Here is a 14,808-nt window from a genome sequence, read left to right on the forward strand (position 1 = left end):
AACTTATAGCGGGGTTTTGCTTAAATTAAAATAATTTAAGACTTAGTGCTGCAATACAGAAATATCTGCAACTTTGGTAAATAAGTCACGCAGCTGAGCAAGCATACGTAAACGGTTTGCTTTCAGCTCGGCATCATCAGCCATGACCATTACGCCGTCAAAGAACGCATCCACTGGCGCACGAAGTGCAGCAAGTACAGACAATGCAGCAGTGTAATCTTTAGCAGCAAATAACGGCTCAACCACAGGCGTGATTTTCGCAAGTTCAGCGAACAATGCTTTCTCAGCATCTTCAACCAGATTCGCTTCAACCACAGCACCTTCAGGTGTTGCTTCTTTTGCAAGAATATTCGCAACACGCTTGTTGGCAGCAGCAAGCGCAGCCGCTTCAGGCAAGGCACGGAAGTGGTTGACTGCATTTACACGCTTGTCAAAATCAAGCGGAGATTTTGGTGAAAGCGCTTGAACAGCTTGAATCACATCAACCACAACGCCTTGGTCTTCGTATTTCGCACGGTAACGACCTTCAAGGAATGCAACAGCATCTGCCAAAGTCTTGTCGTGATCTTTCAATACATCGCCATAAGCAGCAAGTGCAAGTTTGATCAAATCTTCAATTGAAACATCAAGCTCGTTTTCAGTCACAAGACGCAAAATACCAATTGCAGAACGACGTAGTGCAAATGGGTCTTTAGAACCTGTAGGCGCTTGACCAATACCGAAAATACCTGTGAGCGTATCTAAACGATCCGCAAGAGCAATGGTTGTACCAGTTTTGGTTTTCGGTAAAACGTCACCTGCGAATTTAGGTAAGTATTGCTCACCTAAAGACTCAGCCACTTCCGCATTTTCACCTTCAAGACGTGCGTAGTAAGTACCTGCAATACCTTGAAGTTCAGGGAATTCACCCACAAGCTCAGAAGTTAAGTCACATTTTGCAAGAAGCGCCGCTTTTTCAGCATCTTCCGCTTTTGCACCTGTAATAGGCGCAAGTGCTACAGCCAATTTCGCAATACGTTCAGACTTGTTCCAAAGCGTACCCAATTCAGCTTGGAATACCATGTTTGCAAGTTTCTCTTTACGAGATGCAAGCGGTTGCTTTTGATCTTGTAAGAAGAAGAATTCAGCATCTGACAAACGTGGACGAACCACTTTCTCGTTACCTTCAATAATTTGTGTCGGGTCTTTCGACTCGATGTTTGACACAGTAATGAAGTAAGGTTGAAGTTTATTGTCAGCGTTCACTAAGCAGAAGTACTTCTGGTTGTCCTGCATCGTGGTGATCAATGCTTCTTGAGGAACAGCAAGGAAGCGTTCTTCGAAGCTTGCACGAAGCGCAACAGGCCATTCAACGAGTGCAGTCACTTCGTCACGAAGATCCGCAGGGACAATTGCAATGGCATTCACTTCATCAGCAAGTGCTTTGACTTGTTGATCGATGATGGCTTGACGCTCTTCAAAAGACGCTACAACGTAAGCCGCTTTTAACTTCGCTAAGTATTCGTCTGCATGCGCTAAAGTGATTGCTTCAGGTGCATGGAAACGGTGGCCATAAGTCACGTTACCTGCTTTGTGGTCTTGAATTGTTGCATCAACCACATCGTTGTCTTTCAACAACACAACCCATTTCACAGGACGTACGAATTCAGTACGGCTTGCCGCAGAACGCATACGTTTTGCGATTGGAAGATTATCCAATGCATTTTGTAAAATTTGTGGCAATAAAACGTCAAGGCTTTGACCTTTGACATCTTTTAAATAGCATACTTTTTCAACTTTACCTGCTTGGAAAGTTGATACTTGATCAACCGTGATGCCTTGACCACGCATAAAGCCTTCAAGTGCTTTCGTCGGGTTGCCTTCAGCATCAAAGGCTGCCTGTTTGGCAGGGCCGTCAAAACGTTTTTGTGTGTCTGCTTGTGCAGCATCAACATTGACAATTTTAAGTGCAAGACGACGAGGTGCTGCATAGGCTTCGATTGAATCAAAAACAAGACCAGCATCTTTTAAGCCTTTTACTGTTTCTGCATGTAAGGCATCACGTAATTTTTTCAGGCTTTTTGGTGGAAGTTCTTCACAACCCAATTCGAACAAAACGGTATGTTTAGACATTATTTGCTCTCCTTGTTTGCTTCTTTCGCTTCTGCTTCAACTTGCGCTTTTAATTGTGCCAACACTTCATCACGTAATGCAGGTTCAGCCATTGGGAAACCAAGTTCCGCACGTGCTGCTACATAGCTGGTCGCAATAGAACGTGCCAATGTACGTACACGTAAAATGTAACGCTGACGTTCAGTCACAGAAATCGCGCCACGCGCATCCAATAAGTTGAAGCTGTGTGATGCTTTCACGACTTGCTCATATGCAGGAAGTGGAAGTTTCGCTTCGATCAAACGTGTTGCTTCAGCTTCGTAGAAATCGAACAATTCAAACATTTTTTCAACGTTGGCATATTCAAAGTTATAGGTCGATTGTTCCACTTCATTTTGATGGAACACATCGCCATACGTTACCGTACCGAACTGACCTTTGGTCCAAACCAGATCATAAACTGAATCTACACCCTGCAAGTACATGGCAAGACGTTCAAGACCGTAAGTGATTTCACCAGTCACTGGGTAGCATTCAACACCACCGACTTGCTGGAAGTAGGTGAACTGAGTCACTTCCATACCGTTTAACCAAACTTCCCAACCTAAGCCCCAAGCACCCAGTGTTGGAGATTCCCAGTTGTCTTCTACGAAACGAATATCGTGAACTAAAGGATCAATACCGATCGCTTTTAATGAATCGAGATAAAGCTGCTGGATATTGTCCGGGTTTGGCTTAAGCACCACCTGGAATTGATAATAATGTTGCAAACGGTTCGGGTTTTCACCATAACGACCATCTTTCGGACGACGTGACGGTTGAACATAAGCGGCATTCCAGGTTTCAGGACCCAGCGCACGAAGGAAAGTCGCAGTGTGGAATGTCCCTGCACCCATTTCCATATCATAAGGTTGCAAAATGACGCAGCCTTGCTCCGCCCAGTAAGTTTGTAAGGCAAGAATTAAGCCTTGGAAGGTATCAATATGCGATATGGCGCGACTCATGGTCATCCACTTAAAATTAGAGAAAAATTGTGCTCAATTATAAGGACTTTGCAGGGGAGTGGCAAAGGGTTAATGTACGGATACTTTTTTGAAAAAAATAAAACAGGCTTAAAGGATACGCGGCATTTAGAAGCTTACTGCGATTTTAGCTGTACTGGCCGATACAGGCTGATCTGAAAATCAGGAATAAATCAGATGTATGGCATGCTGTTAAGCGGAGAATCATAAAGTTCAACGGATCTCATACGATTGCGACTCTAAAATTAGTTTAATATTCACGCAATATAATAATGCTTAAAAATAAGGAACTTCATGACCACTTACCAAATTCAATGCCATTTAAAATACAAGGTCGTGCAACCGACAGAATTTATTTTTATGCTTCAGGCGGCACATCATTCCGATCAGAAGATTCTCGGAGAACAACTCAGCTTTAACCTGCCTGTGACATGGCATGAATTTCAGGATGCGCAGCATCAAAATCGTCATGTTCGGCTACAGGTCGAACCCTGTGAGGTTTTTGAGCTGAATTATACGGCGACAGTGGTTCGTCAACCGAGCCTCTCTTTGGAACTTCAGCAAGGTATGAAAGAAGTAACCATTCCTGAGCTGCCCGATGAAGTATTGCCTTATTTGTTGGCCAGCCGTTATTGCAATTCGGATTTATTACTGGAAATGGCAAAACGCTCATTTGGCTGGATGATACCGGGCTATACTCGGGTCAAAGCGATCGAACAGTGGATTTATAATAATATTTTTTATGTGTCGGGGAGTTCTGACCAGTTCACCACTGCCACAGATGTGCTGGTGCATCGCGCAGGCGTATGCCGTGATTTTGCCCATTTAGGCATTGCGCTGTGCCGTGCCTTGGGAATTCCGGCACGCATGGTGGTCGGTTATGTAGAAATTGAAAAGTTTTTACCTGACTTTCATGCCATTTTTGAAGCCTATTTAGATGGTGGATGGGTACAGTTTGATCCGACCCGTCTGGCGCCGGTCGAAAATCTTATTCGGATTGGCACTGGAGTCGATGCCGGAGATGTGGCATTTTCAACTTATTATGGTCAGGTCGAACTGTTAAAAATCCAGCCGCTGATTCAACCTGAAATGAGCCATTAGGTTGTTTTAAAAATTTTTGAACAACGATTTAAGCAGCATGGTAAAAAGGATTTTTCTATGCAAATGACTATCGGTGATGACGTGATCATTCTATAAAAAGCAGGATGAATGTTTTAACCTGAGTGAAATATTGTAGGACTTACGCACTATTATTTATAGATTCTCTGTGGTAGCAGATGATTTTTATCGAGAATAAAGTCATCAATGAAGTTTTTGATAACTGGTCTAAATAATTTCTTCTGCCAACGATATACATTTTCAAAGATCCGCTCAAACTGGTTCTTTTGTATCTCAACGTAGGCCATCAAGGCTGAAAAAATATGATTCAAAATCAGTTTAGATCGTCTTACTTGAAACTTTTCAATATGACAAACCTGTTTAATCACCCGGTGATATTGCTCTATTTTCCAATGACTTGAATGCAATTCATGAAAACCCTCAAAGGACAATAAATCATCTTCATCTTGATGCACAATATAAAACCTCTGCTGTTCTTTTAACTGAGTCTTAAATAATTGTACAAAGCCAAAATCTTTGAGCCAGACCACTTGACCCTGATGGAAATCTGGCAATAAACGCAGTTGAAACCATTGTCCTTTTTCTGGGGAAACCTTACGGTTACAGTCGATACCAAACATAAATCGAATACCATATTTTCTTATGGTTTTTAGATTTCCAGTCGATGAATACCAACTATCACCTGTAATAAATTGAATCTTTGCACCCCAACTGAGTACTTCACTTAACATATCCATAAAGTAATCATTCTTGGTTTTACTTTCAGATTTGTCATAAATTCGGAAATTAATTGGAATATTTTGACCATTTTGATCTGTCGCATACAAGGTAATGAGATTAATACCCTTGACGGATCGGTGGTGTTTGCCTGACCAAAAATAGCTAACCAAGTCCATATGTTGACTATATGGTTTATCTAAAACAGTATCATCAATACTGACTATAAGTCTATTATTATCAATATGTTGAATTGATTCTTGATATAGGTCGTGAGGTGTGTAGTCTTCACGCTCTAGAAAGCGATTTACACTATCATGCGAGATATTATAAGTCTCGGCAAGTTGTGTGCAGCTAATAGAGTTCGGTTCTGTCATGAGAAAGCCCATATAAATGGGTAATGTACAAGTTGCTGTAGAAGCATGTTTAATTCGTCTGATCACAGATACTTTATAAAGTATTTTAATACTTTTTTGAATCCGTCAATGCGTAAGTCCTATATTGTTTTAAAAAGCATGTATTCGCGAATGGTGAAAAGATGTAAAACACAGATGCCTTTCATCGGGCTTGGTTCTATAATGCCCAAAATCTATAAACAATAAGATCAGGCGCACTGTGTTTCACTCCCATCTCGACTGGCTCAATACCTTAAAACCGAATTTCAAAGTCCTTCCACTCAAAGACCGTTTGCTCTGCGGAGCTGGAGCACTATTGGGTTTGGTAGTTTCGTCCTTGTTGAGCTTATGGATTTTGGGGGATTTTGAAGCCTGGTATATTGCCCCGATGGGCGCCTCTTCGGTATTGCTATTTGCAGTGCCTGCCAGTCCTCTGGCACAGCCCTGGAATATTCTGGTCGGGAATACCATTGCTGCCGTGATTGGCGTGAGCTGTGCCTTGTTAATTGCCAGTCCGACTGAGGCTTTTAGCGTCGCCGTGGCCTTGGCGATCGTCCTGATGATGACTACGGATTCCCTGCATCCACCGAGTGGCGCCGTGGCCATTACCGCAGTGCTGGGCGGCCAGCCGGTGCATGAACTCGGTTATGCCTTTGTATTTTATCCGGTACTACTCAATTCAATTTTACTGATGGTAATTGCCATTGTCTTTAACCGGATGATTGGCAAGGATTATCCGCAGCAAGCTCAACTAAATACTCGTTCCAAGGATCCGACGCCGACCCAGAAAGTCACGATTCAACCACAGGATATTCAGGAAGTGCTGGATCAGCGCACCGAGTTGCTGGATATCAGTGAATATGACCTGCAAAAAATCATTCTGGAGGCACAAAACCGCGCCAATGCGCGTGCGGTACATGAATTTAGCTGCCAAGATATTATGACGAAGGATGTAGCAACCCTGCATGAAAATGATGATATCCAGCACGCATTGGACAAGTTCAAGCAAATGAACCTGATGAGCCTGCCCGTCGTTAATGCCGATGAACAACTGGTCGGTACACTGGCAATGTATCAGGTGGTGGAATGGTTCAAGCGCGCTGCCGATGTGCGCAGCAGCTGGGAGTATCAGGTCAAACATATCATGACCCGTAAGGTGATCACAGTGCAGCCTTTACAACCCATTCAGGATCTGGTGCCGTATTTTGTTGAGCGTTCGTTCAACTATATTCCGGTGGTGAGCGAGCAGCAATTGGTGGGAATTATCAGTCGGGCAGACATGATTGCCGCACTGAATCAGGAGCTGAATCATTTTAAAATGAAAGCTTAAAACCGGATTAAAACGGAATTTAACAGAGCATGCCTGATCAACTCTGGTCAGCTTGCCGGCTGAGAAAACTGTAAAATAGTGCCATCGGCAGGGAAAAACACAGCAGAAACAAAAAATGAGTACTCAAAGCTTTGAGCGGATGATAGGAGAGATAAGCTAGAATCAGCATTTCCAATGCTGCTCATTAAAATCGTGAGGATATTAAACAGCTGATAATGGCGTAGCAGCAGGTGAGTCACTCATAGAAAAGGAAAGACCATCACCCAGTAAGTCAGGCAGATAAAAAAGCTAATCAAAAGCGCTGAAAACAGGCTCATGAAAATGGAGAAAACCCCATAGCTGGCTTCATGAAATAGCGCATAAGGGAATAAAATTACAGCAATGATCAAAGGTGAAAGTGCGAGGTTAAGCGTCATTTTCCAGGGAGAATTCTGGATCGGTTGAGAGATTAAGTGAAATATCCTGTCCAATATCTATTTGCCACTTTTTGATGTTTTTAATATAGGGACTTTATCATTGTTAAATGCATATCATTTTTCGATGAGAGAAAGATTCAACATATAGGCGATTAATACGACAAAGCACACCGGAGTGTGCTTTGTGGATGGTGTGATGCTTAAAACTTTAATGATTAAATAAAGAACCAGTAAATAAACAGTGAAATAATAAAGATACACATGATATTCAGTACAAAACCGACTTTCATCATTTCGCTTTGCTGGATATGACCGGTTCCAAAAACAATCGCATTTGGCGGGGTAGCAACCGGCAGCATAAAGGCACATGAGGCACCAATACCAATGACAATCACCAGAATTTCTTTGGGCATGCCCATCTGATCCGCAATTGCGGCAAATACTGGTACCAGTAGGGCAGCCGAAGCGGTATTACTGGTAAATTCAGTCAGGAAGATAATAAAAGTAGCGACTACAAAAATAATCATCAGCGGGGAGGTATCACCAAAGGCATTGGCCAGAGTTTGACCCAGTACCAGCGAACTGCCTGAATCTTTTAGAATGGCACTCAAGGTCAGACCACCACCAAATAGATATAACACCCCCCAATCAGTATTTTCTGCAATCTGTTTCCAGCTTGCGGTACCCAGAATCACCACCATACAGGCAGCCGAAATTGCAATCCAGGTATCCGGCTGGGAAATACCAAAAATTTCAGTGAATTTTTTACTGAAAATCCAGGCAATTGCAGTACAAAGAAAGAGGATCATGGTGGCTATACGGGTTCTGGTCCAGGGAATATCTTCGGTCGCAAATTGTATTTTATGATTCAGTTTCGGACGTAGTACCAGATATAAACTGACCAGCATGGCAGGAAGAATAATGAACATCATCGGCAAGCCGATTTTCATCCAGTCGGCAAAATCATAGCCGAGGGCCTTGGCGGCAATGGCATTCGGAGGGGAACCGACCATGGTGCCCAGTCCGCCAATACTGGCCGAATAGGCAATGCCGAGCAGGATAAAGACAAAAGTTTTACGATCCTTGCTGACATCCAGATGTGAAAGCAAACCCAGAGCCAAAGGCAGCATCATGGCAGCAGTCGCCGTATTGGAAATCCACATGGACAGAAGCGCTGTCACCACAAAAATCGCTAGTACAGAAATACCCAGATGCCCTCTGGACATGGAGATGATCCACATGGCAATTTTCCGGTCCAGTTTCTGGATATGCAACGCCGTTGCTAGCGCAAAACCACCAAAAAACAGGAAAATGACAGGATCGGCAAAAGTGGCCAAAGCGGCTTGCGTGGTAATCGGAACCAGTTCTTCACCAGAGGCCATTGGCATGGCCAGTAATACTGCCATCACAGGGACGAGTAAAGCTGTAATCGTGATATGAATGGCTTCAGTCAGCCATAAAATACCGATAAAGGCTAAAAGTGCCAGTCCTTTATTGGCATTCTGGTCATAGGGCAGGTAAAGATATAAGCCATAGGCTACAATGGCTGCGACAAAAATAAGAATCCAGCCTTTAAGCAGCCCTTTGGGCATGGCATTGGTCGGGGTAGCTAGGTTGGTCTGAGTCATATGCTCTCCTTGCAAGATTTTTATTTACATCATTTTTTATATTAGCTAGGACTTACGCACTGTTATTTATAGACTCTCTGTGGTAGCAGATGATTTTTATCGAGAATAAAGTCATCAATGAAGTTTTTGATCATTGGTCTAAATAATTTCTTCTGCCAACGATATACATTTTCAAAGATCCCCTCAAACTGGTTCTTTTGTATCTCAACGTAGGCCATTAAGGCTGAAAAAATATGATTCAAAATCAGTTTAGACCGTCTTACTTGAAACTTTTCAATATGACAAACCTGTTTAATCACTCGGTGATATTGTTCTATTTTCCAATGACTTGAATGTAATTCATGAAAACCCTCAAAGGACAATAAATCATCTTCATCTTGATACACAATATAAAACCTCTGCTGTTCTTTTAACTGAGTCTTAAATAATTGTACAAAGCCAAAATCTTTGAGCCAGACCACTTGACCCTGATGGAAATTCGGCAATAAACGCAGTTGAAACCATTGTCCTTTTTCAGGGGAAACCTTACGGTTACAGTCGATACCAAACATAAATCGAATACCATGTTTTCTTATGGTTTTTAGATTTGCAGTCGATGAATACCAACTATCACCTGTAATAAATTGAATCTTTGCACCCCAACTAAGTACTTCACTTAACATATCCATAAAGTAATCATTCTTGGTTTTACCCTCAGATTTGTCATAAATTCGGAAATTAATTGGAATATTTTGACCATTCTGATCTGTCGCATACAAGGTAATGAGATTAATCCCCTTGACGGATCGGTGGTGTTTGCCTGACCAAAAATAGCTAACCAAGTCCATATGTTGACTATATGGTTTATCTAAAACAGTATCATCAATACTGACTATAAGTTTATTATTATCAATATGTTGAATTGCTTCTTGATATAGGTCGTGAGGTGTGTAGTCTTCACGCTCTAGAAAGCGATTTACACTATCATGCGAGATATTATAAGTCTCGGCAAGTTGTGTGCAGCTAATAGAGTTCGGTTCTGTCATGAGAAAGCCCATATAAATGGGTAATGTACAAGTTGCTGTAGAAGCATGTTTAGTTCGTCTGATCACAGATACTTTATAAACTATTTTAATACTTTTTTGAATCCGTCAATGCGTAAGTCCTATTAGCTTTAAATTTGTAATTTTGTTTTGCTTAAAAAAATATCCTATTTAAAGATACTATAACCAGATTGTTGCAATAATCCAGTACTTTGCCAGAAGGCATACAGGCCCAAGCCGAAAAGTAAAGCCAAGACAATCCATTTGAAGTGTTGCTGAGATAAACGATGGCGTATTTTGCCTCCAATCCAGACACCAGCAAGGGCGAATAAGCTGATCCCGATCAGAATATGCTGTTGATGGGTTTCCAGTGTGATCAGAATTGGAAACAGTAAAACCAGCTGGATCAGTTTACCGGCAATGAAATTGAGATTACTGATAATGACAATATCTGTTTTAGAGAGCTGGCAGCTCATCAAATACATCATTAGAAAAGGTGCCATGGCATTGGTTGCACCTCCAATAATGCCGGCCAGTAAACCAAAACAGAGCATGCTGGAAATATGCGGACTAACTTGTAAGGGGCGTGCCCGTAACTGGTCCAAGACATAAAATACAATCACCAGACCCAATAACAGTTTTAAATAAGCCTCATTTAGCCAAAGTAATAGCTTGACCCCGAGTACACTGCCGACCAGGCTACTAAGCATTAATGGCCAATAACGTTTTATATAATAGCCAATACTATTCAACAGGCTATGCGCAGGGTCAGCATTCAGCATGATCAGATTCAGCAGCAGACAGGGCAGAATGACAAGGGTAACCGCGATGCTAAGCGGATATGCGCTGGACAGAACAGCCGTACTCATCATAGGAAAGCCAAAGCCGCTTAAACCATGCAGCAGGGCTGCGACGGCACAGAGCCACAGCATCATCCATTCTGCCTGAGTCATGTGAAATCCATTTCAAAAATTGGAATCTTGAACTTATCGTGAATTCAACTGAGAAAGAAAGTGAAAAGCTGTAATACAGCAAAGAAATAACAAAAAATATAGGCAAAAAAAAGCCACGATAACTTGGGGAAATTACCGTGGCATCAAAATTTCATCCCATTTAACCGGGGTGAAAGAGGAAGCTCTGCGATGAAACTGGTTAAGAACGCTTGTTAAAAATGACTGTACAGCTTAATAGCGTTTATCTTGATTCACTGTACGCACAGGATTTTGATAGCCCTGAGGTTGATGAACGCTGTCATGATCAATTCTGTACTGTTTTTTCGGCATGATTAACCACAGCACCAGATAAACCAAAATACCCGGGAATGCGGCACTCATGATTGAAATCACCACAAAAATCAGACGTAATAAATTCGCGTTCCAACCAAAACGTTCAGCAATACCACCCATCACACCTGCAATCATGTTTGAGCGGTTAGAGCGATATAAACCAACATTGGCCATTAAAATCTCCTGATTAAAAATAAGTTTGAATCCTAAAATGGATCCATACTTAAAGAAATGGAGTTTACTTAAACTTTTTAAAGTGCTGATTACAAATAAAATCGTTAAGTAATGTTAATAAAGATTAAAACCAGATCTAAGAGCTACTAACATAGTGAAAATTCTATTGAACTCTTGTGTAAAGTTCAGCAGCTTTGCTGTGTGCTTTTTGCTCGCCATGTTTCCTATTTAGGTTTATTAAAAATGAAATTGGATGTATCACGTTGTACATTAAGCAGTTTTTTTAAATGTAGCCTGGTGTTGGGGAGTATAGTGATTTTGCAGGCTTGTGATCAGCAACAAGTCAAACCTGAACAGGAAAGTCAGGCGGCCTCAGAAGAGGGTGTTAAAATTTCCGCTGCCAATACGAAGGCCGATGTAGTGACCGTCAGTGCCAAATCCTTAACTCAGGTCGCAGGGCAGGCGACTCTTCCGGCAGAAGCTGATTTAAACCCTGCAACTGTACCAGAGGATGCCAAGGCGTTTATAGGTCGCTATCATACTGAAATTGATTGTGATGGCCGCTTTGCCCCTTGCACTGAAGGCAAGGCAGAATTTATTTTGACTCTGATGCCGGACGGTACCGTGCATCGCAGCATTTTACAGTATGGCAAAGTATTTATTGATAATACCAAAAACAGCACGGCTCACAATATCACCTACCGTAAAGACCGCTGGTTTATCAATCCGGAACGTACCGATGTGGTGGTGAATCGCAAAGAAGGGGCGAGCTTTTACTATAAGATTAAAGATTCAAATCACTTAGTCATGAATCTGGAAAAAATCTATAGTGAAAAGGAAAGAACCAACCGGGAATTATTTGATCGCGGTTATCCGGCACCTTCAAAAGCCTATGAACTGGTCAAAGACACATCCTTTCATATTCAAAAATAATGCCCGATAAAAATCGGCTGATCTGGTCGAAAGCTTAATTCAAATACGATTTAGATTAGACAATAAAGGCGAGTGGTGGGAACGCGTGAGCATAAAATCTAGGCGCAGAAATACACGACCAAAACATCGCAATTTAATTAAAATATCATAAAGTAAATCAGAGAAACATTCTAAGGAAAGAATGGTGGGTCGTCCGCGATTCGAACGCGGGACCAACGGATTAAAAGTCCGCTGCTCTACCAGCTGAGCTAACGACCCTGAGGAATAAAAATGATGATGACCATTTTTATGACGCAAGAGTGTGGTGTACTTTTACGTGATCCTTTCGGAAGATGGTGGGTCGTCCGCGATTCGAACGCGGGACCAACGGATTAAAAGTCCGCTGCTCTACCAGCTGAGCTAACGACCCATCAAGGAAGATCAAATAAGTGGTGGGTCGTCCGCGATTCGAACGCGGGACCAACGGATTAAAAGTCCGCTGCTCTACCAGCTGAGCTAACGACCCTGAACCATCATTCAAACTAGGTTTGAATGTGCAGTGCAAGTCAAGCTAAAATGCTTAAAGCACCACTTTGTTTGATGGAGCGTATTGTAGCAAGATCTCATTTCAGCGCAAGCAAAAAATAACAAAGTTGCCCATGTTTGATTATAAATACAACAATTATGCTTTATCTAAACAAAAAATAGGCAACTTCAGTACTTAGAAGCGATATTGATAGGCCTGGATATTGGCAAAAATCTCGGGCGTAAGTTCGGAATATGCCGTTGCACCCGGCAATAATACCAGCAGGCGCTCATCAGTTTTACTCGGATCAAATGCTTGCTCTTTCAACTTGTTTTTCTGGTATTTAAAGGTGCCTGTAGTTTCAACTTGCTGTTGTATACTCAAAAATACCGGTACTGCATAAGCTGGCAGGCATTTTTTAAAGTAAGCGACCATGGTGGCTAAATCGGTGTCCTTCAATTTTACATCGGGTTGCAGGGTAATCGCGGCCATGCCGGCACGGCCATTGGTATTGGGGATTTCTACGCCATACACCACCGCTTCAACGATTTTGTCGTACTCAGTCAGCATGTTTTCCACTTCAGTGGTGGAAACATTTTCACCTTTCCAGCGGAAAGTATCGCCTAAACGATCAACAAACTGGGCATGACGGAAGCCGATATTGCGCACCAGATCTCCGGTATTGAAGTAAGCATCACCTTGGGTAAATACGTCGTGCATAATGACTGACTTGTTTTTTTCCGGGTCGGTATAACCATCAAAAGGTGAACGGCGGGTGATTTTACCAATCAGTAAACCGGTTTCGCCTTTTTTCACTCGTTTGCAACGGCCTTTAGTATCCCGCACCGGCTCATTTTTATCTTTATCAAAGGCAATAATCGCATACGGTGTGGGTGAGAAACCAACAGTATTGTCAAAATTGAAAATATTGCTAAAGCCGACATTGCCTTCACTGGAGGCATACAGTTCCAGTACTTCCTGAATGCCAAAACGGGATTTAAATTTATCCCAGATATTCGGGCGCATCCCGTTACCAATCATCTTGGTCACGCGGTGGCCTTTTTCCAGTTCAGATGGGGGAGCATCCATCAAATAGCGGCACAGCTCACCGACATAACCAATCGCAGAGGCATCAAATTTTTGCACATCCTTCCAGAAAGAAGAGGTCGAAAATTTACGGCGAATAGCCAGGGTGCTGCTCCCTGCAATGACACCGCACCAGCACACCACCATGCCTGTGGCATGATAAAGCGGGAGGGTACAGTACATCACATCATCTTTATTGAGATTCAGCACATGCCCATAGGTGCCATAAGCCAGCGTCCAGCGACCATTGGTAAAGATCACCGCTTTAGGTAGACCCGTGGTGCCCGAGGTGTAAATATAGAACAGCCCGTCTTTGCCCTGTACCGAATGAGTAGTTGATGGATTGAATTTGGGAGCAAGATCGGTTTTTTCAGCCAGGTTGATAAAGCCTTCAGGCGCCTGACCCGGATCGGCTTGAGTGTTTTGATCTGCAAACCAGTGCAGGCGGTCACTGCTAATATTCAGGTCATTACGAATCTCGTTAACTGCATGACGGCACTCTTCGCCGACAATCAGGGCAATCGGTTTGACCAGATTGATACTGTGCGTCAGCACCTTGCCGACTTGAGAGGTATTGACCAGAGCGGTGGTCACACCCAGTTTGGCCAGACCAATTACACTGGCAATCAGTTCAGGACGGTTCTCGACCATGACGGCAACGACATCACCTTTCTTGGCACCCAAGGATAGATAGAAATGGGCAATCTGGTTGGCCCAGGCATTGAGAGCAGCATAGCTATAGCTTTGCTCTTCAAAACGCAAGGCAATGCCTTCCGGGTTACGCTTGGTGGCTTTTTCAAAAGCCAGACCCAGGCCGGCCGGTGTGTTCGGAGTACGTAAATATGCCTGTCTTAGACCAGTGAGCAAATTGGGCACTTTGGTCAAGAAAGCCGGGATTTTGGCAGCGACATCTGCAATCCCAATCAGATCGTGTGGTTTCATTTGGGTCATGAGAATCCTATTTATTTTTCGTATCCGATACGTTCAATTTATATACAGTAGACGAGCTATCCATCTTTTAGCGTTAAAACACTAGTGCAATCAACCTATTCTGACTAAATCTAGCAAAAAAAACCTAGTCACC

The 14,808-nt window shown here is 42.7% G+C and carries 11 protein-coding genes and 3 tRNA genes; 3 read left to right on the plus strand and 11 right to left on the minus strand.

Translation table 11 applies throughout. The features are described 5' to 3' along the window. Positions 1-42 precede the first annotated feature (42 nt). The gene (glyS, locus tag HGD77_RS02065; protein WP_004729382.1) at positions 43-2,112 is read right to left on the minus strand and encodes a glycine--tRNA ligase subunit beta; all 2,070 of its coding nucleotides are present in this window, start codon (positions 2,110-2,112) and stop codon (positions 43-45) included. Beyond that, positions 2,112-3,095, minus strand: coding sequence for a glycine--tRNA ligase subunit alpha (glyQ, locus tag HGD77_RS02070; RefSeq protein WP_004278542.1), 984 nt, complete (start codon positions 3,093-3,095; stop codon positions 2,112-2,114). The genes glyS and glyQ overlap by 1 nt, the downstream gene beginning before the upstream one ends. A gap of 312 nt (positions 3,096-3,407) precedes the next feature. On the opposite strand from glyQ, the gene HGD77_RS02075 reads away from it, so the two are divergent. Continuing rightward, a complete protein-coding gene (locus HGD77_RS02075; protein WP_004729385.1) occupies positions 3,408-4,214 on the plus strand; it encodes a transglutaminase-like domain-containing protein in 807 nt (268 codons plus the stop codon). Between the two features lie 149 nt (positions 4,215-4,363). On the opposite strand, the gene HGD77_RS02080 is transcribed toward HGD77_RS02075, so the two are convergent. After that, positions 4,364-5,392 carry a transposase gene (locus tag HGD77_RS02080; protein WP_082190847.1) on the minus strand — a complete coding sequence of 343 codons (1,029 nt, stop codon included), beginning with the start codon at positions 5,390-5,392 and terminating at the stop codon, positions 4,364-4,366. 172 nt (positions 5,393-5,564) lie between these two features. Here HGD77_RS02080 and HGD77_RS02085 point away from each other — a divergent pair, with 172 nt between their 5' ends. Continuing rightward, positions 5,565-6,674 carry an HPP family protein gene (locus tag HGD77_RS02085; RefSeq protein ID WP_004729390.1) on the plus strand — a complete coding sequence of 370 codons (1,110 nt, stop codon included), beginning with the start codon at positions 5,565-5,567 and terminating at the stop codon, positions 6,672-6,674. Between the two features lie 631 nt (positions 6,675-7,305). Here the strand turns inward: HGD77_RS02085 and HGD77_RS02095 are convergent. The 4 genes from HGD77_RS02095 to HGD77_RS02110 all read right to left on the minus strand — a co-directional run bounded on the left by HGD77_RS02095 (position 7,306) and on the right by HGD77_RS02110 (position 11,200). Continuing rightward, entirely contained in the window at positions 7,306-8,718 is a 1,413-nt protein-coding gene (locus HGD77_RS02095; RefSeq protein WP_004729393.1) for an SLC13 family permease, read from the minus strand. A gap of 62 nt (positions 8,719-8,780) precedes the next feature. Further along, on the minus strand, positions 8,781-9,809 hold the full coding sequence (locus HGD77_RS02100) for a transposase (RefSeq protein ID WP_080591915.1): 1,029 nt from the start codon (positions 9,807-9,809) through the stop codon (positions 8,781-8,783). A gap of 98 nt (positions 9,810-9,907) precedes the next feature. Beyond that, entirely contained in the window at positions 9,908-10,693 is a 786-nt protein-coding gene (locus HGD77_RS02105) for a sulfite exporter TauE/SafE family protein (protein WP_004729394.1), read from the minus strand. 231 nt (positions 10,694-10,924) lie between these two features. Next, positions 10,925-11,200, minus strand: a complete 276-nt coding sequence (locus tag HGD77_RS02110; protein WP_004278536.1) for a PspC domain-containing protein — start codon at positions 11,198-11,200, stop codon at positions 10,925-10,927. Between the two features lie 243 nt (positions 11,201-11,443). Here HGD77_RS02110 and HGD77_RS02115 point away from each other — a divergent pair, with 243 nt between their 5' ends. Then, positions 11,444-12,133 (plus strand): hypothetical protein, encoded by a 690-nt coding sequence (locus tag HGD77_RS02115; RefSeq protein ID WP_004729397.1) that lies wholly within the window; start codon positions 11,444-11,446, stop codon positions 12,131-12,133. Between the two features lie 182 nt (positions 12,134-12,315). Here HGD77_RS02115 and HGD77_RS02120 read toward each other — a convergent pair. The 4 genes from HGD77_RS02120 to HGD77_RS02135 all read right to left on the minus strand — a co-directional run bounded on the left by HGD77_RS02120 (position 12,316) and on the right by HGD77_RS02135 (position 14,675). After that, positions 12,316-12,391, minus strand: a tRNA-Lys gene (locus tag HGD77_RS02120). 75 nt (positions 12,392-12,466) lie between these two features. Continuing rightward, positions 12,467-12,542: transfer RNA gene (locus HGD77_RS02125), tRNA-Lys, on the minus strand. Between the two features lie 20 nt (positions 12,543-12,562). After that, a tRNA-Lys gene (locus tag HGD77_RS02130) sits at positions 12,563-12,638 on the minus strand. 195 nt (positions 12,639-12,833) lie between these two features. Beyond that, positions 12,834-14,675 carry a long-chain-acyl-CoA synthetase gene (locus HGD77_RS02135; protein WP_004729398.1) on the minus strand — a complete coding sequence of 614 codons (1,842 nt, stop codon included), beginning with the start codon at positions 14,673-14,675 and terminating at the stop codon, positions 12,834-12,836. Positions 14,676-14,808 lie beyond the last annotated feature (133 nt).

Origin of the sequence: Acinetobacter sp. NEB149, assembly GCF_012516415.1 — a bacterium.
Lineage (GTDB): Bacteria > Pseudomonadota > Gammaproteobacteria > Pseudomonadales > Moraxellaceae > Acinetobacter > Acinetobacter lwoffii_V.